The sequence below is a fragment of the Streptomyces diversicolor genome (assembly GCF_057537855.1).
Map to the genome: position 1 here is coordinate 40,667 of NZ_BAAJXA010000036.1, position 22,640 is coordinate 63,306.

The 22,640-nt window shown below is 68.8% G+C and carries 21 protein-coding genes; 9 read left to right on the forward strand and 12 right to left on the reverse strand.

Going from position 1 to position 22,640, the window contains the following annotated elements; all coding sequences use genetic code 11:
- The first annotated feature begins 118 nt into the window (after positions 1–118).
- A complete protein-coding gene (locus tag AC27LF_RS33625) occupies positions 119–424 on the forward strand; it encodes an FAD-dependent oxidoreductase (protein ID WP_479663314.1) in 306 nt (101 codons plus the stop codon).
- A 67-nt stretch (positions 425–491) separates the two neighbouring features.
- Positions 492–2,738, forward strand: coding sequence for an alpha-galactosidase (locus AC27LF_RS33630; protein ID WP_479663313.1), 2,247 nt, complete (start codon positions 492–494; stop codon positions 2,736–2,738).
- Between the two features lie 250 nt (positions 2,739–2,988).
- On the opposite strand, the gene AC27LF_RS33635 is transcribed toward AC27LF_RS33630, so the two are convergent.
- The 8 genes from AC27LF_RS33635 to AC27LF_RS33670 form a co-directional block, all read right to left on the reverse strand.
- On the reverse strand, positions 2,989–4,125 hold the full coding sequence (locus tag AC27LF_RS33635) for a PQQ-dependent sugar dehydrogenase (protein WP_479663312.1): 1,137 nt from the start codon (positions 4,123–4,125) through the stop codon (positions 2,989–2,991).
- A 488-nt stretch (positions 4,126–4,613) separates the two neighbouring features.
- A complete protein-coding gene (locus AC27LF_RS33640; RefSeq protein ID WP_479663311.1) occupies positions 4,614–5,234 on the reverse strand; it encodes a hypothetical protein in 621 nt (206 codons plus the stop codon).
- Between the two features lie 220 nt (positions 5,235–5,454).
- On the reverse strand, positions 5,455–6,459 hold the full coding sequence (locus AC27LF_RS33645; protein ID WP_479663310.1) for an NAD/NADP octopine/nopaline dehydrogenase family protein: 1,005 nt from the start codon (positions 6,457–6,459) through the stop codon (positions 5,455–5,457).
- Between the two features lie 318 nt (positions 6,460–6,777).
- Positions 6,778–7,884, reverse strand: coding sequence for an NAD(P)/FAD-dependent oxidoreductase (locus AC27LF_RS33650; RefSeq protein WP_479663309.1), 1,107 nt, complete (start codon positions 7,882–7,884; stop codon positions 6,778–6,780).
- The gene (locus AC27LF_RS33655; RefSeq protein WP_479663308.1) at positions 7,881–8,747 is read right to left on the reverse strand and encodes a phosphonate ABC transporter ATP-binding protein; all 867 of its coding nucleotides are present in this window, start codon (positions 8,745–8,747) and stop codon (positions 7,881–7,883) included. Before AC27LF_RS33655 ends, AC27LF_RS33650 begins: the two co-directional genes overlap by 4 nt.
- A gap of 158 nt (positions 8,748–8,905) precedes the next feature.
- Positions 8,906–9,721: a phosphonate ABC transporter, permease protein PhnE gene (gene phnE / locus AC27LF_RS33660; RefSeq protein ID WP_479663307.1), complete on the reverse strand. Its 816-nt coding sequence runs from the start codon at positions 9,719–9,721 to the stop codon at positions 8,906–8,908.
- 19 nt (positions 9,722–9,740) lie between these two features.
- The gene (gene phnD, locus AC27LF_RS33665) at positions 9,741–10,667 is read right to left on the reverse strand and encodes a phosphate/phosphite/phosphonate ABC transporter substrate-binding protein (RefSeq protein WP_479663306.1); all 927 of its coding nucleotides are present in this window, start codon (positions 10,665–10,667) and stop codon (positions 9,741–9,743) included.
- A 788-nt stretch (positions 10,668–11,455) separates the two neighbouring features.
- A complete protein-coding gene (locus tag AC27LF_RS33670) occupies positions 11,456–12,280 on the reverse strand; it encodes a COG4280 domain-containing protein (RefSeq protein ID WP_479663305.1) in 825 nt (274 codons plus the stop codon).
- 507 nt (positions 12,281–12,787) lie between these two features.
- Here AC27LF_RS33670 and AC27LF_RS33675 point away from each other — a divergent pair.
- Positions 12,788–13,324 carry a Chromate resistance protein ChrB gene (locus AC27LF_RS33675; RefSeq protein ID WP_479663304.1) on the forward strand — a complete coding sequence of 179 codons (537 nt, stop codon included), beginning with the start codon at positions 12,788–12,790 and terminating at the stop codon, positions 13,322–13,324.
- A 92-nt stretch (positions 13,325–13,416) separates the two neighbouring features.
- Here the strand turns inward: AC27LF_RS33675 and AC27LF_RS33680 are convergent, their stop codons facing one another.
- From AC27LF_RS33680 to AC27LF_RS33690, 3 genes are all read right to left on the reverse strand, one after another.
- Positions 13,417–13,635, reverse strand: a complete 219-nt coding sequence (locus AC27LF_RS33680) for a hypothetical protein (protein ID WP_479663303.1) — start codon at positions 13,633–13,635, stop codon at positions 13,417–13,419.
- A gap of 208 nt (positions 13,636–13,843) precedes the next feature.
- Positions 13,844–14,242, reverse strand: a complete 399-nt coding sequence (locus tag AC27LF_RS33685; protein WP_479663302.1) for a VOC family protein — start codon at positions 14,240–14,242, stop codon at positions 13,844–13,846.
- A gap of 180 nt (positions 14,243–14,422) precedes the next feature.
- Complete coding sequence (locus AC27LF_RS33690) at positions 14,423–15,307, reverse strand: MurR/RpiR family transcriptional regulator (protein WP_479663301.1); 885 nt, start codon at positions 15,305–15,307, stop codon at positions 14,423–14,425.
- A gap of 395 nt (positions 15,308–15,702) precedes the next feature.
- Here AC27LF_RS33690 and AC27LF_RS33695 point away from each other — a divergent pair, with 395 nt between their 5' ends.
- The 4 genes from AC27LF_RS33695 to AC27LF_RS33710 all read left to right on the forward strand — a co-directional run bounded on the left by AC27LF_RS33695 (position 15,703) and on the right by AC27LF_RS33710 (position 19,816).
- Positions 15,703–16,824, forward strand: a complete 1,122-nt coding sequence (locus AC27LF_RS33695) for a pyridoxal phosphate-dependent aminotransferase (protein WP_479663354.1) — start codon at positions 15,703–15,705, stop codon at positions 16,822–16,824.
- Between the two features lie 210 nt (positions 16,825–17,034).
- On the forward strand, positions 17,035–18,006 hold the full coding sequence (locus AC27LF_RS33700) for an amino acid ABC transporter permease (RefSeq protein ID WP_479663300.1): 972 nt from the start codon (positions 17,035–17,037) through the stop codon (positions 18,004–18,006).
- A 95-nt stretch (positions 18,007–18,101) separates the two neighbouring features.
- The gene (locus tag AC27LF_RS33705; protein ID WP_479663353.1) at positions 18,102–18,818 is read left to right on the forward strand and encodes an amino acid ABC transporter ATP-binding protein; all 717 of its coding nucleotides are present in this window, start codon (positions 18,102–18,104) and stop codon (positions 18,816–18,818) included.
- Positions 18,819–18,847: 29 nt separating this feature from the next.
- Entirely contained in the window at positions 18,848–19,816 is a 969-nt protein-coding gene (locus AC27LF_RS33710) for an ABC transporter substrate-binding protein (protein WP_479663299.1), read from the forward strand.
- A gap of 39 nt (positions 19,817–19,855) precedes the next feature.
- Here the strand turns inward: AC27LF_RS33710 and AC27LF_RS33715 are convergent, their stop codons facing one another.
- On the reverse strand, positions 19,856–20,221 hold the full coding sequence (locus AC27LF_RS33715; protein WP_479663298.1) for an ArsR/SmtB family transcription factor: 366 nt from the start codon (positions 20,219–20,221) through the stop codon (positions 19,856–19,858).
- Between the two features lie 60 nt (positions 20,222–20,281).
- Here AC27LF_RS33715 and AC27LF_RS33720 point away from each other — a divergent pair, with 60 nt between their 5' ends.
- Together AC27LF_RS33720 and AC27LF_RS33725 are read left to right on the forward strand one after the other, a co-directional pair.
- Positions 20,282–21,487 (forward strand): MFS transporter, encoded by a 1,206-nt coding sequence (locus AC27LF_RS33720; RefSeq protein WP_479663352.1) that lies wholly within the window; start codon positions 20,282–20,284, stop codon positions 21,485–21,487.
- 102 nt (positions 21,488–21,589) lie between these two features.
- A complete protein-coding gene (locus tag AC27LF_RS33725; protein WP_479663351.1) occupies positions 21,590–22,450 on the forward strand; it encodes a methyltransferase domain-containing protein in 861 nt (286 codons plus the stop codon).
- Positions 22,451–22,640: the final 190 nt, after the last annotated feature.

Below are 22,640 nucleotides of genomic sequence, written 5' to 3' on the forward strand. Positions count from 1 at the left end.
GCTCGGCGAGGGCCGGCCTCCGTCCGGCATGCCGGACGAGCGGGACCGCCGAGCGGCGCTGCGTGGTGACCGCGCGCGCTGCCACCACGCCGCACCCACAACCGAAGGCTGATTCGTCATGAGAAACGAAACCGCCCTACCCGACGTCACCGTCGTCGGAGGCGGCCTGGCCGGCGTCTGCGCGGCGACAGCCGCCGCCCGGCTCGGCCGCACCGTCGCCCTGATCAACAACAGGCCCCTGTCCTGGCCGCAGCCGGTGGCCCTGAGCCGCGTCGACGTCATCGCCGAGGACGACGTCAACGAGGACCTGATCAACCTGCACCACCAAGAGTGGAGGGTGCTGAGCCGAGTGTCGAAGAACCGGCGACGCAACGGGGTTCCCTCCGCTCACGTCGTGGCCCTCCGCGCGTACGCGTCGCCGTAGGTCTGAGCACCGGCTCGCTCCGCCCCCGTCGACAGCACCTCGACAACACTCCGAGCATGAGGCATCCATGTCTTCCTCCGTTTCCCGGCCCGACGCCGTCATCGCCCTGACCGCCTCCGGCGTGACCGTGCTTCTCGACCTGACCGAAGGGCGCCTGCCCGCCGTCGTGCACTGGGGAGCCGAACTCCCCGTTCTGGACGGGGAGATGGCACGCGCACTGATCACCGCGAGTGTCCCGGTGATCGCCTCGAACGCCGTTGCCGCGCCGCCGCGCCCGGCCCTCCTGCCAGAGCATCACAGCGGCTGGACAGGGCAGCCCGGCCTGCGCGGTTCCTTCGCCGGACGCGGCTGGTCACCCCTGTTCCGTACGCGCACTCTCACCCTCGACAACGAGCCCGTGTCCGGATTCGTCCAGGCCGCCGGTGGCGTCCTCGATCTCACAGCGGTCGACGACTCCGGCCGCCTGGGCCTGAGTCTCACCGTGGAACTGCGCGAGGGCGGATTGCTGCGGACCCGAGCCTCCGTGACCAACCTCGCCTCCGATCCGTACGGTGTGGACGGCTTGTTCCTCGCTCTGCCGATCCCCGCGCAGGCGACGGAACTCCTCGACTTCGCCGGCGGGCACAACAACGAGCGGGTCCCGCAACGCACCCCACTGCGCACCGGCGTCCACGTCCGCGACAATCACCGGGGCCGCACCGGGGCGGACAGCGCCTACGTCCTGCATGCCGGAACACCCGGCTTCGGATTCGGGGACGGCGAGGTCTGGGCCGTACACACCGCCTGGAGCGGCAACCATCGCCACTTTGCCGAACAGGTCTTCACCGGCGAGCAGTTGATCGGCGGCGGTGAACTTCTGTGGTCCGGCGAAACACGACTCGCCCAGGGCGAGAGCTACCGGAGCCCCTGGCTGTACGCCTCCTACGGGGTGGGGCTCGACGCGGTGGCCCAGCGATTCCACCGTCATGTCCGCAGCCGCGCCGAGAAGGTCTCGGCCGAGCGACCGGTGACCCTCAACGTCTGGGAAGCGGTCTACTTCGACCACGATCTCGGCCGTCTCGTCGACCTCGCCGAACGCGCGGCGGCGCTCGGTGTCGAGCGCTACGTCCTCGACGACGGCTGGTTCGGCTCGCGCCGGGACGACACCTCGGGCCTTGGCGACTGGGTCGTCTCCGCCGAGGTCTGGCCCGAGGGCCTGCATCCTCTGGTCGACACGGTCCGCAACCTCGGCATGCAGTTCGGCCTCTGGTTCGAACCGGAGATGATCAACCCGGACAGCGATCTCGCCCGCGCGCACCCTGACTGGATCATGTCCGCGCGTGCCGGCTTGCCGCTGGCGTCCCGGAACCAGCAGGTTCTCGACCTCACGATCCCTGAGGCGTACGCCCACATCCGGTCCCGGATTCTCGCCCTGCTGGACGAGTACCCCATCGACTGCATCAAGTGGGACCACAACCGCGACCTCATCGAGGCGGGGTCCCAGCACGACGAGGGCCGGCCGGCCGTCCACGCCCAGACGCTCGCCTTCTACCGACTTCTCGACGACATCCGCCGCGCTCACCCAGGACTGGAGATCGAGTCCTGCTCTTCCGGCGGTGCGCGAGTCGACCTTGAGGTCCTCGAAAGGACCGACCGTGTCTGGGCGTCCGACAACATCGACCCCCACGACCGCCAGTCCATACTGCGCTGGACCGCACAACTGCTCCCGCCCGAATACGTGGGCTCACACATCGCCTCCGGACGTTCCCACTCCACCGGTCGCCGCCACGACCTGGCCTTCCGGGCCGCGACGGCCGTCTTCGGTCATCTGGGCATCGAGTGGGACCTCACCCAGGCGACCGACGAGGAGTTCGACGCCCTGCGCCGCTGGATCGCGTACTACAAGAGCGAACGGCACCTGCTGCTCGCCGGCACGCTCGTCCGCATCGACACCCCGGACCCCCGTGTCTTCGCCCAGGGTGTCGTCAGCGAGAACCGCTCCCGCGCGATCTTCGCCCACGCCGCTGTGGACACCGCCTACCCCGATCCTTCGGCCCGCCTCAGGCTCCGCGGCCTCGACCCGGCGCGCGTCTACCGGATACGTCCCGTCTTCCCGGCACAGGCGCCCTCGGGCCTGATTCCTCCGCTGTGGTGGGGGCCGGGCGACCAGGACGGCACGGTGTTCCCGGGGACGGTGCTGTCGGGGCAGGCACTGCAGCAGGTGGGAGTCGCCATGCCGCGACTGCACCCTGATCAGTCCGTCATCTACCACGTCGACGTGATCGAGCACACGCGAACGCCGCACGGCTCCGAGAGCGAGAACGGTCACGTGTGACCCGGCCGCCACAACCAACGGAGCGTTGAAGCCGTGGTGAGATCGAGCTTCCCTCTCGGCCGAATCGATGCTTCTGCCCTCGCCCCGCCACCGTCCATCTCTTCGAACGCCGGGCGGCGCAGGTGCGCAGGCCCGACGGCCGTCTGGCGGCACCGTCAGCACCGGCACGCTGCGCCGGGTCCCGGTCACCGGGGCCGGCGGAACGATCGGCCGAGCGGTGGTCGCGGACCTGCGTACCCGGGGCGTCACGTCACGCCGGGTCGATGCGGGAGACGCTGCCGCCCAGATCGAGTACGTACAGCTCGCCGTTGCCGCCCTGCGCGAACGAGACGACCTCGCCGCCGTTGACTCCCAGATCGCTCACTGCGGTCACCTCGCCGTTCTCGATCCGCACGGAGCGCAGGGTGCCGTCGCAGTAGTCGCTGAACACGTACTGGCCCCTGAGCTGCGGGATCGCCCTGCCCCGATAGACGTATCCGCCGGTCACCGAGCAGCCCAGCCCGCTGCGGTCGTACTCGTAGACGGGCGGCACGTGGTTCGCGGGCTCGGTGCCGCCGCGGAAGGGATGGCTGCCCTCCATCTGGGACCAGCCGTAGTTCTCGCCGCCCCTGCTGTCCGAGGGGGCCCAGTCGATCTCCTCCCAGTCGCTCTGGCCGACATCGCCGATCAGCAGGTCGCCGGTGCCCGCGTCGAAGGAGAACCGCCATGGGTTGCGCAGCCCGTACGCCCAGATCTCGCCCTTCGCGTCCGCGTCGTCGACGAACGGGTTGTCCGGCGGGATCGCGTACGGCTTGCCGCCCCGCGGATCGATCCGCAGGAGCTTGCCGAGCAGCGTGCCGAGGTTCTGCCCGTTGCCGTGCGGGTCACCGCCTGAGCCTCCGTCACCGAACGCGATGTAGAGGTAGCCGTCGGGGCCGACCTTGATGTCGCCGCCGTTGTGGTTCGAGTAGGGCTGCGCCTGGGTCAGGACGGTGCGGCGGGTCTCCGGCCGGATCTTGCCGTGCCGCACGGCGAACTCGTCCACGGTGCCGGTGCCTTCCAGGTCCGTGTACGAGATGTAGAAGTGCGCGAACCTCTTGTCGAACGCGATGCCCAGCAGGCCGCGTTCACCGTCGGTGGTGGTGTCGCCGGATATGTCGAGGACCGGCTCGCCGAGCCCATGGGCGTCCAGGACCCGTACGGTGCCCGCACGTTCGGCCAACCAGACCGTGCCACCGGGGCCGGCGGTGCCCGCGGACGGATTCTGGGCCGTGGCCACTTCCGTGAGTACGACCCTCGCCGCCTGACGCGGGCCGGCGGACTCGTCGGCGGACGCCGTCGTCAAAGCGAGGGAAGCGACGAGGCAGATGGCGCCGATGACCGCTGCGCTTCGGGTGCGAACTTTCACCGTGATCCTCCTGAAGGCCGTGAACGGGGGAGGTCACCCGGCTGCTCGGGCAGGTTCAGGGGGTATCGCCCGCGCCAGCACGCAACCCGGGTGGGGGACGGTGTGCTACTGGCCATGGATGAGGATACGGGGACAGGGACACTTGGGTGGACCAGGAATCCAGCCGTCTGCCCCCGTTGTGTCCACCGTCGCGCCCGCCCGGCCTCATTCCCCAACACCCGCCCGCCGAAAGCCACTTCACCCTGCCGCGGCGCCGCGACCTCGCTGGACGCCCTGGACTAGGACTGGCCCTGTGGCTTTGCTCGATTCGAGATCACCATCTGGAACCCCGAGCGTGCCTCGTTCAGCGACAAGGAACCGGCCGCCATCGGAGACGCACTCGGACATCCGGTGCAGCAAGTCCTCGCCCACATCCGACGCAGGTCGGCCCGCGTGGTACCCGATATCACGAGGTCACGTCGGCGGTCTTGGACCCGTGCGGGTCACGATCAATGAAATGACTCCCAGGGCACTTGACGGGCGCGCAGGTCCGCGCGAATGCGCTGGGCGAGCCTTTGGGTGTCGTAGCGGTTCAGTGAGGCGCCGATGGCCGCGCCGACCATGAACGGCGTCAGCATGGGGATCCGGCGGACGGTGAGGCTCAAGAGCCGTCGGCGCAGTTCCCTTCGTACCCGGACGCTGAGCATGAGACCGACGGCGGAGGCCGGTTTCGTGATGTTCAGGCCGCGGCCCTCAGTCCATTCCGCGAGATACAGCGCGGCACGCTGTCGTGCGGTGCCAGGGGCCCGCAGCCCGTACACCTCGTGCAGTTCGGCGATGAGCTTGAATTCGACGGCCGCCGTTCCGAGGATGCCCGCGGCCAGTTCGGCGGGCATGGCCGGAGGTGTGGGCAACGCCGCGGCAGACCCGACGCCCGCTCCGACGGCCTCGGTGGCCCGCATCGCACCGGTGACCAGGTGGTCGGCGATCTCCTCGGGGCCGAGACCGGGGAAGTGCCGCCGCAAGGTGTTCAGGTCGCGGACCGGGATCCGCGGGACCGCCTCGATCAGCCGCTCAGCGAGAGAGAAGGGGGCCAGCGACCATGTGTGGATCCTCACCTCGGGTGACATGACACCCTCCCGTTCCGGCGACGTCGTCTCTCCTGGACACCTGCCTGGCCCACCACGTACCCGCTGGTACCGCATCGATGCGCGCCGCTCGACGGACGGGCAGGTCAGGCGGCCGCGGTGTGCGCGAGGGCGCCGCCCCGGCAGCGGTGGGCAGCGGCCGGCGGCGGCTGGACATCGTCGGCCCATCGTCACGGACGATCGAGGCCGACACGTGTGAGCGCTACACGACGTCGGCGAGCGCGGCCTGGGCCAGATCTGCCGCGTTCTTGCGAAGGTCGAGCCGCAGCAGCGTCGATGCGATCTCGACGACTGCGTGGGTGCGCGGGCATGGGACACCGATCAGGTCACCGAGCGCGGCCATCGGGGCCAGACCGTGGCGTACGTCCTGGTCGAGGAAGCGGCAGTGAAGCTGATCGGGCAGTCGCGAGTGTGCGAAGGCGGGAAACGTCGAGAGCGCATCCCGCAGATTCGAACCGGTGAGCCCTTGGTCTCCGTAATACGTGACGAAGTGTTCAAGAACCGGAACATCGGGGAGACCGAGCTTGTCAAGGACGCGCAGTCGTTCGTCGTCGACGGCGTCGATGAGTTCTGTCACGGCGGGTGTCAGCGCGTCGCGAAACAGGGTGGTCTCGATTCGGCGCTCGATGTTCGTCACGTTGAGTACGGCGATGGGCGGATGAAGCAGCGGGTTGGTGTTGGACAAGGACGACCGGAGGCGGTCCGTGGCCGTCCCGTCGGGCACGACTCGACGCAGCACATCGATCGCACCGGGTTCCGGCTGTCCCGGCACACCGACGAGAAGTCCTCGTTTGACTGCGCGGATCGTCATCACGGAGCCCCGCATTTCCCCGAGGACCGGATAGCCGGCCGCGTCGGCGACGACGGCGGGCCGGACGTTGTGTCGCCGGCACAGCGACTCGACGAGGATCGGACCGCTGAGGCCGCAGGCGGCCACCACGACCACGCGATCCGTGAGGATCGGCGCCCAGGTGTCAACGGTGGTCGGTAGCGTCTCGGGCGTATCGATGATGAGGACGCCTTCCACCTCGTCCGCCGGGGTGCTTTCCAGTCGGCTGATGGTTGCGAGCGTTGACGGGTGCGAGAGTACGGCGACTTCATGCTCGGTTCTGTCGAGGCACGGGGTGGCGACCGTCTCGCCGAGCGTGGCGAGGTAGGCGGCGGCGGACAGTCGCTGATGCGACTGCCCGATGACAGCGATACTCATCAGATCTCCAGTGCGTGTGTGTGGAAGAGGGCGACAGCGGCATCGAGATCCCGAGCCCAGCGGCACCGTCGCGCCGACGGATGTCGCCGACGAGATGCGTCCTGCCCCGAAGGTCTCTGCGTCGGCCTCACAGCGGACCCCTGGACTGACACGGGGTGACGCGAACAGCGGTGGGTGCCGCCGGCCGAGAGCCGTGCGCGCCGCGAGGCGGCTCGGGGACAACGGACTGGCCGTCGGACCAGCGCCGGTCCCCGAGCCGACCTCGCCCCGGCTCTCGCAGGCGATCGACGCGATCGCCTGCGCAGCCGGGCAGCGGCCTCATGCGTCCGTCGGACGCAGGCTGTCGCGGTCGGGCCGGAAGGGCGCGATGAGCGGGTGGACCGTGCCGGTGAGGATTTCCTCGGTGAGGAGCTTGGCGACGATTCCCGCGAGGGTCACGCCGCTGTGGGTGACGGCTTCGTAGTAGCCGGGTATCGTCGCGAGGCCGCCGACACTGGGCATCAGGTCCTCGGGGATGGGGCGCCAGCCCACGCGGGCATCGTGCACTTCGGCGTCGGCCAGCTCGGGCACGATGTCGGCGGCGCGTCGGCACAGGTCGTCGACGAGCTGGTCGTGGGGGTAGCCGTCGGAGAGCAACTGGGCGTCGACGGCACGGCTGTGCACCAGGACCTGTCGTGATCCGTCGGGCCGGATCTCGATACCGGGCGCGTGCATGGTGTGCCGGACCGGCACCGGGTCGCAGCGCAGCCGGGCGACGAGCCCGGGTTCGTCGCGCAGTCGCAGTCGGCGCCCGACCATGTCGGCCAGGTGATGGGCGTTCGCCCCGGCCGCGTTGACGACGGCGTCGACATCGTGGCTGGTGTTGCCGACGCCGATGGCGGTGACCTGTCCGCCGCGCATGGTGATGGAACGGACCGGTGCACCGAGAGCGGGGACGGCCCCACGGGCCACAGCGGCACGCAGGAGTTGCCTGGCCATGGCCGGGGCGTCGACGGCCATCTCGTCCGCGGTGTACAGGACAGGATGCTCCGGGCCCGCGAACCGGACGGACGGTTCCAGGGTGGCGCTCGCCTCGTCCGGGGTGAGGAGTTCGGCCGGGAACCCTCGCGATCGCAGCAGCGTGTACCGGTCCCGCAGGACCTTGGTCTCCGGCTGTGTGGCGGCCCACTGGAGGTGGCCGGATGCCAGGGTCCAGTCGCCGTGGAGTTGTTTCGAGATCAGCCGGTGCTCGTCCAGGCCCGCCACCCTAAGAGCGAAGTAGTCTTCCGATGCCGCGCTGCTGGCGTTGACCCAGGCGAGGCTTGCCGCTGAGGTGGCTGCGCCGGGCTGGCTCGCGTCGACGACGAGGACGCGGGCGCCGGCTTCCGCGAGCCGCCACGCGATGGCGGTTCCGACGATGCCGGCGCCGAGGACCGCAACTCTCATTTGGCTTTCCTTCCGTTCGTGACCGGCTCACCGGTGGTGGGCGGTGCTTCGGTTCCGGTGTAGAGCAGGTCGAGTTCGTTGCCGCTGATGTCGGCTGGTGGCCGGTCCAGGACGAGGTGCCCGCCGCGCATGCCGAGGATCCTGTCGGCATAGTGCTTCGCGGCGTCGACCTGGTGCAGGGTGCAGACGACCGTGGCCCCGGTTTCGGAGGCCAGGTTCCACAGCAGGTCCATCACCTCGGTGGCGGCCCGTGGGTCGAGGCTGGCGATCGGTTCGTCGGCGAGGATGAGCCGGGGACGCTGCATGAGCATGCGGGCGATGGCGACGCGCTGCTGCTGTCCGCCCGACAGGGTGCTGGCGCGTCGCCGGGCGAGGTGGGCGAGCCCGACCCGAGCGAGGCATTCGTACGCGAAGTCACGCTCGGCGCCCGGGGCGGTGGCGGGCCACCACGACCGGATGCCGCCCCGGCCGAGCGCGCCGTGCAGGACGTTCGCGAACACCGTGCTGTATCCGATCAGGTCATGGGTCTGCCATACGAAGCCGACCTCGCGCCGCAGTGCGCGCAGTCCGTGTCCGTCCAGGGCGGTGACGGTGCGAGCGCCGATCGTCACGGTCCCGGCGGTCGGCTGCTCCAGCCGCACCAGGCAGCGCAGCAGTGTCGACTTCCCGGATCCGTTCGGGCCCAGCAGCACGACGCGTTCGCCTGCCTTGATCGTGAACGACACGCCGCGGACGGCGGGGTCGTCGCCGTAGGTCTTGGTCAGTTCCGTCACCTCGATGGGCATCCCGGTGGCCTGGGGGCCGGGGATGCCGTCAGCGGGGTGCGCCGTGTCGGAGGTGGTCACAGGGTCGGGCGCGGTCATCGTGAACACCCCGAGACGCCGTTCCTCGGAGCGAGCAGCCTTGAGGCCCGTCCGATCGCGTCCACCTCGCTGAGCGACCGGTCCCCTCCGACGGGAGCTGTTGTCATGGGCGGCATTGGTTCATTCCTTTCTGTCACGCTCCCGGGCCTGCGGGCGCATCACAGGATCCGCCTGCGCACCGCGGCGGAGACGCGCTCGACGGTGATGACGACACCGAAGATGATGATCACTATGGTCAGCGCTTGCTGATACTGGAACAGTTGCATCGAGGTGGACAGGTCGATGCCGATGCCGCCCGCGCCGACCAGGCCCAGTACGACGGCGGACCGGACCGCCTTCTCCAGGGCGAACATGCTCGTGGCCACGAACGACGGAAGGACGCTGGGCACCACACCGCAGACGATCACGGCCGGGGTGCGGGCACCCGTGGCGCGCAGCGCCCGCAAGGGTGCCGGGTCGAGTTCTTCGATCCGTTCGGCGAACAACCGGCCGCAGTAGCCGATGGTGTCGACGGCGATCGCGCAGATGCCGGCGGCGGGTCCCAGCCCGACCGCGACCACGAACACCAGACCCCAGACCAGGTCCGGAACGGCCCGCAGCGAGGTGACCAGCGACCGCACCGTTCCCGCCAGCAGCGCGGGGCTGAGGTTCCGTGCCGCCAGCACCGCTACCGGGAGGCTGGCCAGCGCACCGAAGACGGTGCCCACGATGGCCATCTCGATGGTCTGTCCGGTGGCGGAGGCGACGGTCCGGCCCTGCTCCAGCACCGGCGGGAACGCCTTGCCCAGGAAGTCGATCAGCCCCGGAGCCCCGGAGACGAGCGTGCTGGGGCTCAGACCGCTCCAGACGATTCCCCAGACGAATCCGCCCAGGACGGCGACCATCACGAGGAGCAGGAACGGGGAGATGCGGGGCAGGCGAGGTGGCGGGTGACCGGCCTGGAGCGGCGACCGGTCAACCAGGGTGTGTGACATCCGGTTGCTGCCTTCCACGTCAGGAGGGAATCTTCGCGAGGTTGGGATATCCGTCCTGGCGGTACGCCTGGCGGATCATGTCGAACTCCCCGTCGGTGACCGGGATGATCTTCGAGTCGGCGTAGCTGCTGACGTAGACGCCCCCGGCCGCCTGGATGGACTTCATGATCGCGGTGCTGTTCGCGGACAACTCGGTCTTGATGCGGTTGCGCAGCGACGTGGAGAGCCGGGGGTTGGCGATGATGAGGTTGGGCGGGAACGGCGGGCTCTTCGCGATGACGGGCGCCTGCCGGGGTGTGAGGCCACCGAGCTTCAGCAGGGCCGCGTATCCGGCCGGGTAGGTGGCGACCGCGTCCACCTTGTGGCCGAGGAACGCGGCTGCCTGGTTGCTGCTCAGCGGTTGGGTCGTGACCGTGCTGCCCGGCTTCAGGCCGGCGTCGAGGAGCATTTTCAGCGGGTATACGTATCCGCTCGTGGAGCCCGGGTCGGTCAGGCCGACGGTCTTGCCCTTCAACTGGGGCAGCGCGTTGATCCCGCTGTCGCCGTGCACGACCCACAGCGTCCGGTAGCCGGGCTGGCTGAGACCGACGACCGGCAGCGTGCCGGACTGCGCTCGCAGGGCGACGTATTCGGCGGGCCCGGCCATGACCAGATCGAGATGGTTGGACTCGATCGCCGCCGCGGCGGCCGTCCGGTCGGCGACCGGGAACAGCTTGACCGGCATGTGCAGGATCTTCGTCAGCTCGGCCTGGAGGGGCCCGAACTGCTTCTGCAGTTGCTGGGAGCCTTCCACGCTGGAGATGGCCAGCGTCAGGGTGGTGGGGTTGTCGACGGATGAACGGGTCGTTGTGGTGGAGCTGCCGCACGCGGCCAGCAGCCCGGTGAGGATCAAGACGTGGACGAGCAAGAGGACAGGCGCCTTGCGCACGCCGAATGCTCCGGTCATCGGTCCAGGCTCCATTCTTGGCTGGACAGTTCCGGGCAACGAGGCCGGTTGCCTCCGAGCCCGCGTCCCGGCTCGGGACTTCTCCGGAATTTATTCGGCACACATGAACTCCCAGCTGCAACGGGCCACGCCTGGATGAATTTTTCGTATTGCGGCGAATTCCTGGATGGATAGTCCAACGCCAGAAGGCCCGACGACACCTGCCCCTGCCAGTTGATGGGCAGGAAAGAGGGTCGTCGGGATCCAGGACCGTGTACGGGAGGAATATCAGCGCGTGAAAGCCTCTTCCCGGAGAAGCGGTACGGAGCGCCTTGCCGTGACGGACGCGGCAGGGAGAACCGTTCGGAGAAGGGGAGCCGCGGTGGACGCCACCTGGGCGGTCGCCCGACAGGCGCCTGTGGCGGCGGAGATGCTGGTCACTGAGCCTGCGGAGTAAGCAGAGCGCACGAGCTCCCAGTCCGTTCTCCCGGCCTGGGCATCGATTTCGTCACCTGGCTTTCTCAGGGTTCGAAGAAATCCTCATCGCGGGTTGCGTCGCAAAATGGACCGACCTGGAATTTCCACCGATGGCATTCCGGGCGGGACCCATTCCCCGCCCTCTCTCGTCCTCACCACGGTAATACCGCTGCCCAGCGTCTCCGTCCGGCAGGCCGCGGTGAGACGTAATACCGTGAAAGCTCGCCAGAACTCACTGTGTCAGAAATCCGGCCGGCGCAAGGTGTGCGCCGCCACGAGTCAGGCAGTTTCGCGGTGGGGGCATGGGACTCTGCGGAATCGCCCGTGCGCTCTCACCGCCCGGCGTCCTCGTGGGTCACCCTCCCGGTTGCGACCGCCGGAGACACCCCCTCCGCCGGTCGCACCCGCAGGACGCGGATCAGCCACCGGGACAGCGCCAGCCAGCCGAGCAGAACCGCACCGAGCGCGAGGGTGTCGCCGGGCCAGTCGAGCGGGTGCCGGTCCGGGCCGAAGATACCCAGGCCCTCGACACACCAGAACGTGCCGAACGTCGCCAGCAGTACGGCCACCGCGTACTTCAAGGTGTTCTCCGGAACCCTTGTCAACGGTCCCCGTGCCGCCACCGCCGCGACCGTGACGACGGCCGTCGCCAGCACCGCCGCGATCGTGGCCACCGGAACATCGCCTGCCCGCAGACCGAAGGTGATGACGATGAACACCACCTCGACACCCTCAAGAAACACACTCTTGAGACTCACCGTGAACGCGAAGTAGTCCAGTCCGAGGAAGGGCCGCCCGCCCGCCTGACGAGCCAGGGCGCTCTGCTTCTCAAAGATCTTCCCCTCGTCGTGCAGATCCTTCCGGCCGGACGAACGCAGGATCGCCTTGCGCATCCATTGCAGCCCGAAGACCAACAGGAGTGCTCCGATCACAAGTTGCAGGGCCGCCTCGGGCAGCCATGTGACCACCGCGTAACCCGCCGCGAGCGCGAAAGCCACCACCGCCGTCAGACCGACCACGGTGCCGGCGATCGCAGACCGCCAACTACGGGTCATACCCATCGCGACGACGATGGTGACGGCCTCCACCGCCTCCACGAGACACGCCAGGAACACGGCCACAGCCAGCGCCCAGACAGCCTCGGTACCAACAGACATAACCTGTCCCCTCACCTCTCGCCGACACAAGCACGACAAACGACGATTACATGCGGACTCTAACAGCCGCTACATCTGGCGTCTATGGATCGTTACGCTGTAACTCTGTCGCATGACTCGATACGAAGGTGACGTCCTCGCGCTCCGGGCGCGCGTGAAGTGCGAGGATCATGGAGATGTCGCACGGACACGGCAGCAGCGGGGTGCGAGATCGAGCTGTGCCGCCGGGACGCGAGGGGCGGGACGGTGGCACAACTCTCCATCGTGCGGGCCCTGTCGCCACGCCATGAGGCCCGGCGCCCATCCGCAGCGGGGCGGCTCCAGCGCTTCGGCCGTTAGGGCAGCGGAGTATCATCCGTTCAGAACGAGTTCGAACGGTTGACACCCGTCACCCGCCGTCTGTGTGCGGCAGCGGATGGCAACCGGTCCGGGCACGAGCGATGCCCTGGCGTCGAATGCCGGGCACATGCGCCCGGCGCGGACAAACGGACAAACAAGGACGAGCGAATGAACGAAGCTCCCGTGTGGCTGGTGCTGATCTATCGGGTCCCGCCGGAACCCTCTCGCCTCCGGGCGACGGTGTGGCGCCGGCTCAAGGGCCTGGGAGCCCTGTACTTGCAGAACTCGGTCGCCGCTCTGCCGACCAGTCCCGCGGCGGAACGGGCGTTGCGTTCGCTGCGCAAGGAGATCCTGGACATGGGCGGCACCGCGTCGTTGCTCAGTTCCCGGGTCATCGCGGGCGCCTCGGATGTCGTCGGCGCCTTCAACGCCTCCCGGGACGACGAGTACGAAGAGATCATCGACAAGTGCGCTGATTTCCGAGCACAGGTGAAAAAGGAGTACGACGACAACCACTTCACCTATGCCGAACTCGAAGAGAACGAGGAGGATCTGCACAAGCTCCAGAAGTGGCTCGCGAAGGTTGTCGATCGTGACGTTCTCGGCGCCGCTCAGCGCAGTGCGGCCGAGAAGGAGCTCAACTCCTGCGTGCAGGTCCTCGAAGACTATGCCAACCGGGTGTTCAGGGAGGAGGACCAGGACTGACACCGGTCACGCCGCGACACCCGCAGTCGACGCTCGCAGCGCGCCCGCTCTCCAGCCGAGCGCGCCGCGTTTCCACTGACGCCAGATTTCCGTCAGCCGTGAGCTTTCCGCGCGTCGATCAGCATGGTCACGGTGAAACCGGCGCCGAACAGGACTGCCAGCAACGGCGGGAGCAGGGCGGCGCCGCCGGCGCCGCTCAGCACGGCCACGGCACCGCACAGGAGCACGAGGGCCACAGCCGCGGCGATCTTCCAGTCATCACCGATGACGAAGTCGTACCAGAATCCAGCGAACGCCCGCACAAACGTCATGCTCAACTCCCTCGCCTGGGCTCGATCACGGAACCGACGGACACGGGCGCAGCGGCCTGGGCGTGAGCACCACGAGACGGTCCGAGCAATGACGAGACTAACGACTGTTACGCCTAGCGTCAAACAGTCGTTGTGGTGCGATCGAGTTCGCCACGGAAGAGGAAGCAGCCACAGGCCGCACCGCGCACCGCACCTGCTGTGCGTGGTGTCACCGTGCGAACTTCTCGATCGCCGCTTGTGTGACGGGGGTGAAGAAGTTGACGAGGTTGCCGTCGGGGTCGCGGAACAGCAGCGACCGGTTGCCCCAGGGCATCGTGGTGGGCTCGTTGACGAAGTCGGTGACGAAGCCGGTCAGGTTCTGGTGAACGCGGTCCACGTCGTCGACCAGGAACTCGGTGATCACGCTGTGGTTGTCCGCCGGGCGGGCAGAGCCCGGGGCGAACAGCGGGACGGTGCGGGTGCCGGCGATCGCGAGGGTGGCGCCCGCGGTCTTGATTTCGGCGAAGTCCTCGGTGGCCCACGTCGCCCGCGCCCCGGTGGCTCGCTCGTAGAACGTGACGAGGCGCGCGACATCGCTGGTGATGATGCGGATCGAGATGAAGTCCATGGGAATCTCCTTGACTGTGCTGGAGGCGTGCACGTCGCAGGCTAGGAGAGATAGTGGACAGAATCGGTCCTGTATGCGCGCGGCTGTGAACATGCCCCGCGCCCGTGGAATCGGCGCGCGGCCGTCGACGCCGGATCGATGACCGGGGAGTGGTCGCGGTGGGGCACAGGCGTGTGCGTTCTACAGGGAGTGTTCGATCGTGATGTCGGCCATCACGTCGAGTGCGTTGCCCGACGCCTTGGGGCGGCGGACCGCGATGCCGACGAAGAGCGCGTCGACGATGCCCAGATGGGCGAGGCGGCTTGCCATGGCTTCGAGTCGGAAGCCGTACTCGGGGCCTCCCGCGATCAGCGCGGCGTCCGCGACACGGGTCAGGGGCGAGTTGGTGAAACTGGTGACGGCGACGACGAAGGCGCCCGCCGCCCGGGCCGCCTCGGCGACCCGTAGCGACTCGCGGCTGGCACCGGTGTGGCTGATGACCAGACACACACACGTGTCGTCGAGATGGCGTGCGGCCAGATGCCGGGCCATCACGTCGGTGGGGTACGTCGTCACGAGGCCGAGCGCGGACAGCCGGTAGGCGGCGTCGTGGGCCGGGGCGGCCGAGGTCCCGTTCCCGACGACGAGGACGCGCGCGGCCACCGCCATGCGGTCGATGGTGAGGGACAGCAACTCGGCGTCGATGGTCTGTGCCGCGTCGACCAGGGCCCGGGCGCTGCGGCGCAGTACGCGGTCGAGGATGTCACCGGCGGGTGTCTGGTTGTCGACCCCCTCTTCGTGGGCGAGCTCCTGTTCCTGTTCTTCCTGCTGGGCGAGGTCGCGGGTGATGGCGAGCTTGACGTCCTGATAGCCCCGGTACCCGATGCGCTGGCAGGCACGGACCGCGGAGGACTGGGCGACGCCCGCCTTCTGCGCGACCTCGGTCACCGAGCCGTACACGACCGCTTCGGGCTCATGGAGGATCAGCTCGATGACCCGCTTGTCCGTGGCGCCCAGGCTGGGCAGCGCGGCTTGGGCACGGGTGACGAACTCGCCGCTCACCAGGGCTGGCTTGCCTGCGGCCACGGGGCCCCCGTTCCTTCGTTCACAGAGTACGGATCGACTGTCGATGTGAGCAGGACACTAGCACGGGATGGATTATCCATCCTGCGTTCCAGCCATACCTGGATAGTTCATCCTCCGGTAACCCCGGCTTGTCTCCCCCGCCATCCGCGGCTCCGAACCTGGCACCGTCGGCACGGGCCGACAGGTGTTCGAACGCTCCTCAGTGGGCGGCCGCACGGGACGGCGACACCGACCCCGAAGCGGCCCCAAGAGTATGGAGAGTCACCACACCTTCTGTGGGCCTGTCGGGCGTCCGGCGCCGGCCCCGTACCGAGGTCCCGTGCGTCAAGGCCCTGCGTCCGCCGCGTCCAGGCGGCCGATCAACTCCGGAAACGAGGAATACCCCCGTGGTCACCATGTCGCCGACCGCCGCCTTGCGCCAACGCGCCGCGAGACTGCGCCGTGCGGGCGTCCAAGTCTTCGACTTCTCGGCAGGCGAGCTCGACCTGCCGACCCCCGCCCACATCGTCGCCGCGGCCATCGACGCCGCCGGCAGGCCGGAGAACCACCACTACGGGCCGACCGGTGGCGAGACCCGCCTGCGTCAGGCGATCGCCGACCGGCTCCTCCCGCGGGCCGCGAGCCCCCTCGATGAGTCGAACGTGCTGGTCACCAACGGTGCCAAGCAGGCATTGTTCAACACGTTCATGGCGCTGCTGGAGCCCGGGGACGAGGTCCTGATACCGGCGCCGTACTGGGTGACCTTCCCGTCCTCGGTCCGGCTGGCGGGCGGTAGTCCGGTGATCGTCCAGCCGTCCGCCGGCGAGCTGAAGGTCACCCCGGACAACCTGGAGGCGGCTCGGACCCCGTCCACCCGGGCGATGGTGCTGTGCTCACCGAACAACCCGACAGGGCTGGTCTACGACGCCTCCGAGCTGCGCGCGCTCCTGGCGTGGGCCGCGAAGCACGGCATCTGGATCGTCTCGGACGAGACCTACGTCGACCTCGGCTTCCGGCCCGTCCCCGCGCCGGGCCGGGTCGAGCCCGGCGTGAGCGACCGACTCATCACGGTCGGCAGCGTGTCCAAGTCCTACGCCATGACGGGCTGGCGGGTGGGCTGGATGGCGGGCCCGGCGAAGGTCGTCGACGCGGCCGCCGCCCTCCAGTCCCACACCACCTCGAACGTCAGCCGCATCGCCCAGGCGGCTGCCCTCGCCGCCCTCACCGGACCGGATGTGACGGCCGAGTTCCGGGCGGTCCTCCACGGCCGGCTGAAGATCTGTCAGGGCGTGCTGGAACCTCTCGGGCTGTTCCGGACGCCTCCTGACGGCGCGTTCTACGTCTTCCCCGACATCCGCGGGTTCGCCCCCGACGACGTAGCCGTGGCCGACCGCCTGCTGGACTCCGGCGTGGTCACGGTGCCCGGTGCCTCTTTCGGGGCTCCGGGGCATCTGCGGCTGAGCTTCGCCATCGCGGAGGAACACCTGCGCCGGGGGTTGTCGGCCATGGCCAAGCTGCTCGGCGGTTGGGCCGGTTGATGCGCTCGCCCGGCCATCCGCCGATCCACTCCCCTCGGTACCAGGGCCCGCGGCATGACGCCGAAGAGCCGGCGGGGCCGCCTCGGTGTGCTCTTCGCCCGCCCCGAGCGGTCTGTGCCGGTAGCGGGCGATGGTCTCCCGCACCGTGTTCCTCCGCATGCTCCGTCCGCCCCGGCCACCCGAACTCACCGCTGAATCGGAGGCGTCACCATGACCTCTGCCACTGACGGCAACACCGCGCTCGCACCACCGGGCGGCGACGCCGAGCAGTCCAGGCCCCCCAAGATCGTCCCCGTCCGGTACCCCGGCCGATGGGTGGCCGTGGCCGTCGCCCTCGTCCTGGTGGCGCAGTTGGTGCACGCCCTGGCCACCAACCCCGGCCTGGAGTGGGTGACGTTCCGGCAGTACTTCTTCGACCCCAGCGTGCTGCACGGCGTGTGGCTGACCATCGAGCTCACCTTCTACGCGGCGCTGGCGGGTTTCGCGGGCGGCATAGCGCTGGCCTTCATGCGGCTCTCCCCCAATCCGCTGCTGCGCGTGACCGCCTACGGCTACGTCTGGGTCGTGCGCTCCGTGCCGCTGCTGGTGCAGGTGCTCTTCTGGTTCAACATCTCCTACCTGTACTCGCGTCTGAGCATCGGAGTACCGTTCGGGCCGGAATTCTTCTCCTTCAGCACCACCAATCTGGTCAGTTCGGTGAGCGCGGCCGTCATCGCGCTCTCGGTCAACGAGGCCGCCTTCGCCTCGGAGATCGTCCGTGCGGGCGTGCTGTCCGTCAGCCAGGGTCAGCTGGAAGCCGCCGCCGCGCTGGGCATCCCCAAGCGCCGTCAGCTCGTACGGATCGTGCTGCCCCAAGCCATGCGGACCATCGCGCCCAACGCGGCCAACCAGCTGATCTCGCTGTTCAAGAACACCTCGATCGTCTCCGTGATGGCGATCATGGAGCTGTTCTACACCGTCCAGGTCATCTACGGGCGCACGTCCCGCGTCGTACCCATGCTGCTCGTCGCGACCGCCTGGTACGTCCTGCTGACCACCCTCCTGTCGATCTTCCAGTACTACGTCGAGCGGCGCTACGCCAAGGGCACGACGCGGGCGCTGCCGCCGACCCCCATCGAGCGGGTGCGCCTCGCCATCGGCAATCTCCGCGCGGCCGCCGCGGAAGAAAGGACCCTCCGGTGACCGCGAAATCGTCTTCCGCCGACCGTGCCCACAAGGCCGCGGCCGATCCCGCCCGGGTTGTCGTCGACATACGCGACGTCCACAAGAACTACGGCATGGTGGAGGTGCTCAAAGGAGTCGATCTCCAGGTCAGGGCCGGCGAGGTGACCGTCGTGCTGGGCCCGTCCGGATCCGGCAAGTCCACCCTGCTGCGCTGCATCAACCATCTGGAGAAGGTCAAGCGCGGCACCGTCACCATCGACGGCGAACTGATCGGCTACCGGCGGGTCGGCGACAGGCTGCACGAGCTGCGCGAGCGGGAGGTGCTGCGCCAGCGCACCCACATCGGTTTCGTGTTCCAGAACTTCAATCTCTTCCCGCACCTCACGGTGCTGGACAACCTGGTCGAGGCGCCCGTCTCCGCGCTGGGTGTGCCGCGGGCCCAGGCCCAGGCACGCGCCGAGCGGCTGCTGGAGCGCGTCGGCCTGCGCGACAAGGCGACCGCCTACCCCGGGCAGCTGTCCGGCGGCCAGCAGCAGCGCATCGCCATCGCCCGCGCGCTCGCTCTGGAACCCAAGGTGCTGCTCTTCGACGAGCCCACCTCCGCCCTCGACCCGGAGCTGGTCGGCGAGGTGCTGGATGTGATCAAGGATCTGGCACGCGCCGGCACCACCATGATCGTCGTCACCCATGAGATCGGCTTCGCCCGTGAGGTCGCCGACACCGTGGTCTTCATGGACGGTGGCCGGATCGTCGAGCAGGGGGCGCCGGCCGACGTGCTCGACTCCCCCCGGCACGAGCGCACCCGCACCTTCCTCTCGAAGGTCCTCTGACCCCGCTTCTCCTGAAAGGCAGCACCACCATGTCCGTGCTCATCCGCCCCAAGCTCGCCGCGTTCGCCCTGGTCACCGCCGCCGCGCTCACCCTGAGCGCATGCGGCTCCTCCGCGACGGACGCATCCGGATCGACGTCCAAGGAGCGCTTCAACTCCAGCCCCGACCAGAACCGCTACGCGGCACCCAAGGTCGCCTCCATCGCCGCTGAAGTACCCGCGGCCATCCGGGCCCGAGGCACCCTCGAAATCGGCAACTCCAAGGGGAGCACCGCACCGCTCACCTTCTTCGCCAAGGACAACAAGACCCTCATCGGCGTGGAACCGGACACGGCGTACGCGATCGCCTCGGTGCTCGGCCTCAAGGTGCACTACAACCCGGTCTCCTTCGAGCAGATCTTCGTCGGTCTGGACAGCGGCAAGTACGACGTCGGTGTCTCCAACATCACCGTCACCGACCTGCGCAAGCAGAAGTACGACATGGCCACCTACCGCAAGGACGAGCAGGCGTTCGAGGCCAAGAAGGGCACCCAGTGGCGGGTCACCGGCCCCAAGGACGTGGCGGGCAGGACCATCGCCGTACCCACCGGGACGACTGAGGAGAAGGTCCTGCTGGACTGGAACGCCGAGAACGTCAAGGCGGGCCGCAAGCCCATCGATGTGAAGTACTACCAGGACGAATCGGCCGTCTACCTCGCCCTCCAGTCCGGCCAGATCGACGCCTATCTCCATCCCAACCCCGAGTCCCGGTACCACTCCATGACCTCCGGCCAGACCCAGGTCATCGGCACCCTCTCGGGCGCCCAGAAGGATCTGCAGGGCCTGATCGCCGCGACCACCAAGAAGGACAACGGCCTCGGCAAGGCACTCAACGACGCGATCAACTACCTGATCGAGAAGGGCGTCTATCGGAAGATCCTGTCCCGCTGGGGGCTCACCAGCGACGGGGTGACCACCTCGCAGCTCAACCCGCCCGGTCTGTCGCTCAACGACAAGTAGGCACCCGGGACGTCACACCCGCGCCGCGAGCCGGAAGAACTACCGCTCCTCGGCCTCCTGCTCCCACACCTGTGGGCCACCAGGCGTTCGTTGCCCGCCGAGTACGGCCAGCAGGAGGCCGGGGAAACGTGTCTCCATGTCGTCGCGGCGCACTGTGACGATTCGTTTGCGGCCGCTGGCGACCGACCTGATCAGGCCCGCCTCGCGCAGGACGCGGTAGTGGTGGGAGATGGTCGGGTTGCTCAGACCGAGGTCGGCCTTTTCCACGACGACGGCGCAGTCGGCGGGTTCCGGGCTGTGGTACAGCGCGGTCATCAGCGCCCGTCTGCCGGGGTCGGCGAGGGCACTGAGGATGACGGTGAGGTCGAAGGAGTCGACCGAGGGCTCGGGCAGCGTGCGCGGCATGTGCGACCTCCTCTCAATTCTTTGACGCTCATCGAATCGTACTCTACCCTCCAGCGTGTGATGATTCGACAACCATCAAATGATGGTCTGGGAGCCTGGCGCCTTGTCGTCCTCGCCGTCGGCACGTTCGCGCTCGGCGTCGACGGTTTCGTGCTGCCGGGACTGCTGCCCGACATCGCCGCGGACCTGTCGGTGAGCATCGCCACCGCCGGCCAGTTGACCACCGCGTTTGCCGTTGCCTACGCGGTCGGCTCGCCGCTCATCGCGACAGCGACCGGTCGACTGGACCGGCGCGTCGTCATCGGCACCGGCATGGTCGCCTTCCTGGCCGGCATGGTTCTGCAGGCCGCGGGCCCTTCCTACGCGGTCGTGCTGATCGGGCGCGTCATCGCGGCGCTCGGCGCGGCGGCCTTCCAGGCCAACGCCTTCGCCCTGGCCGGTGTGCTGTCCCGTCCCGAGCGCCGGGCTCGGGCGTTCGCGGTGATCGGCGCGGGTTCCAGTCTGGCCTCGGTGCTCGGCGTGCCCTTCGGGTTGCTGATCGGGCAGTGGCTCGGCTGGCGCGGTGTGATGTGGACGATCGCCGCGCTCGCAGCCGTCGCCGCGGTGCTCGCCGCTGCCGCCCTGCCCTCCGTCACACTGCCTGCGACATCGCTGCGGAGCAGGGTTTTGGTGCTCGTCGACCCACGGGTCCTCCTTCTGCTCGTCGTCAGTGCGCTCGTGCTCGCTCCGCTCTACCTGGTGACGGCCTACGCGGCGGCCGTCGTCGGTGTGAGCACGTCGGCCGGCAACGCTGTGCTGGTCGCGCTGTGTGTCTTCGGTGGGGGTTTCTTCACCGGCAATCGCCTTGTCGGAGGGATCACCGACCGATTCGGCTCCCTCAGGACTCTCACGGCCGCGCTGGCCGTCACGATCTTCGCGACGGCCGCCCTCAGCGTTGTTCAACACTGGTTCGTGCCGACCCTCGCCACGCTGTTCGTCCTCGGCCTCGTCGGATCCTTCCTGTTCGTCCCACAACAGAATCGCGTGTTCGCCGCGGGTGGTGATGCCGCTGCCGTCGCGCTCAGCCTGAACGGGTCGATGAACTACGTGGGTACGGCCGTCGGAGCAGTCCTCGGCGGCGTGGTGCTCTCGACCGCGGGAGCCCTCTGGCTCGCCCCCGCCGCCGCCGTCGCCGCCGCGCTCGTGCTCGGCATCACCTGGCTGACGGCACCCGAGCGCCGCGCACCGGCCGACGCAGCCGCCCCGATGACGTCGCCGAGTGCCTGAGCAGCCACGCCCAACGCCGCAACGGCGCCTCCAGCACCGCCCACGGCCCGCCCGTCATGCCTCCGATCCAGGGCAGGACGAGGTCGCCCTGGGTGTCTCCGACTGTTCCTCGGCCTGCTGCGCTGCCAAGTGTGCCGCACACATCGTCTGCGTCCCGGCCGCGGCGCATTGCGTTGCCCGGTAGGCCACACCTTCGACATCGCCCGCCACGGCTACGCCGGCTTGCTGACGGGCACCCGCGCCACGAGTGGCGACGACACGGCCATGGTCCGGGCCCGCGACCGATTCCTGCCCACCGGCATCTACGCGCCCATCCGCGAAGCCACGGCCCGCCTGGCGGCCGACGCGGTGTCCGGGCAGGCGACCGTGGTGGACGTGGGATGCGGCACGGGCTACTACCTGGCCGGTGTCCTCGACGAGCTGTCCGGCGCCCGTGGTCTGGGCCTGGACACATCGGTGCGCGCGCTGCGCTCGGCAGCGCGAGCGCACGAGAGAGCCGCCGCGGTGGCCTGGGACGTCTTCCGTCCCTTCCCGCTGGCCGACGATATGGCCGATGTCGTGCTGGACGTGTTCGCCCCGCGCAACCCGGCCGAGTTCCACCGCGTGCTGCGCCCGTCCGGCCGACTGATCGTGGTCCGTCCCACAGGTCAGCACCTGGCCGAGCTGTACGGCCGTCTGCCTGCGATGGTCACGGTCGACCCGGCCAAGGAACAGCGTCTGCACCGGGCGCTGGAGCCCTTCTTCACAGCCAACGTCACCGAACAGGTGGAGTACTCCGCGGCCCTGGCCAGGTCGGACGCCTTGGACCTGGTGGCGATGACGCCGAGCGCACACCACGTGGGCCGCGCGGACCTCACCGATGAGAGCTTGCTGCCCGACGAGATCACCGTCTCCGTGCTGGCCACCGTCTACCGGCCCCGAGGGCGGTGGGGCTCGGAAGGAACGGAAGCTCATGTTCTATGACGTCGGTCACAGGGCTCCGTCAATCAAGCGGCGTGCTTAGTAGGCACGACTTGGCAGACATTTAATGATTTGTCCGTCTTGGGTCGTATGGGGAAGTCGCTGCGCGTCCCGGGATCCCGCCCTGCCTGCCCGGACGTCGGTTGCCTTGTGGAACAGCCTTTCTGACGGCGCGACAGCTGTCTCTCCTGCC

Excerpts from the sequence above, each read along its gene's own strand:
- AC27LF_RS33685 (WP_479663302.1), bottom strand. The coding sequence starts at position 14,242 with ATGGACTTCATCTCGATCCGCATCATCACCAGCGATGTCGCGCGCCTC.
- AC27LF_RS33630 (WP_479663313.1), top strand. The coding sequence starts at position 492 with ATGTCTTCCTCCGTTTCCCGGCCCGACGCCGTCATCGCCCTGACCGCC.
- AC27LF_RS33720 (WP_479663352.1), top strand. The coding sequence starts at position 20,282 with ATGATTCGACAACCATCAAATGATGGTCTGGGAGCCTGGCGCCTTGTC.
- AC27LF_RS33700 (WP_479663300.1), top strand. The coding sequence starts at position 17,035 with ATGACCTCTGCCACTGACGGCAACACCGCGCTCGCACCACCGGGCGGC.
- AC27LF_RS33680 (WP_479663303.1), bottom strand. The coding sequence starts at position 13,635 with ATGACGTTTGTGCGGGCGTTCGCTGGATTCTGGTACGACTTCGTCATC.
- AC27LF_RS33670 (WP_479663305.1), bottom strand. The coding sequence starts at position 12,280 with ATGTCTGTTGGTACCGAGGCTGTCTGGGCGCTGGCTGTGGCCGTGTTC.
- AC27LF_RS33705 (WP_479663353.1), top strand. The coding sequence starts at position 18,102 with ATGGTGGAGGTGCTCAAAGGAGTCGATCTCCAGGTCAGGGCCGGCGAG.
- phnD (WP_479663306.1), bottom strand. The coding sequence starts at position 10,667 with ATGACCGGAGCATTCGGCGTGCGCAAGGCGCCTGTCCTCTTGCTCGTC.
- AC27LF_RS33655 (WP_479663308.1), bottom strand. The coding sequence starts at position 8,747 with ATGACCGCGCCCGACCCTGTGACCACCTCCGACACGGCGCACCCCGCT.
- phnE (WP_479663307.1), bottom strand. The coding sequence starts at position 9,721 with ATGTCACACACCCTGGTTGACCGGTCGCCGCTCCAGGCCGGTCACCCG.
- AC27LF_RS33650 (WP_479663309.1), bottom strand. The coding sequence starts at position 7,884 with ATGAGAGTTGCGGTCCTCGGCGCCGGCATCGTCGGAACCGCCATCGCG.
- AC27LF_RS33625 (WP_479663314.1), top strand. The coding sequence starts at position 119 with ATGAGAAACGAAACCGCCCTACCCGACGTCACCGTCGTCGGAGGCGGC.
- AC27LF_RS33710 (WP_479663299.1), top strand. The coding sequence starts at position 18,848 with ATGTCCGTGCTCATCCGCCCCAAGCTCGCCGCGTTCGCCCTGGTCACC.
- AC27LF_RS33715 (WP_479663298.1), bottom strand. The coding sequence starts at position 20,221 with ATGCCGCGCACGCTGCCCGAGCCCTCGGTCGACTCCTTCGACCTCACC.
- AC27LF_RS33640 (WP_479663311.1), bottom strand. The coding sequence starts at position 5,234 with ATGTCACCCGAGGTGAGGATCCACACATGGTCGCTGGCCCCCTTCTCT.
- AC27LF_RS33695 (WP_479663354.1), top strand. The coding sequence starts at position 15,703 with ATGTCGCCGACCGCCGCCTTGCGCCAACGCGCCGCGAGACTGCGCCGT.
- AC27LF_RS33645 (WP_479663310.1), bottom strand. The coding sequence starts at position 6,459 with ATGAGTATCGCTGTCATCGGGCAGTCGCATCAGCGACTGTCCGCCGCC.
- AC27LF_RS33675 (WP_479663304.1), top strand. The coding sequence starts at position 12,788 with ATGAACGAAGCTCCCGTGTGGCTGGTGCTGATCTATCGGGTCCCGCCG.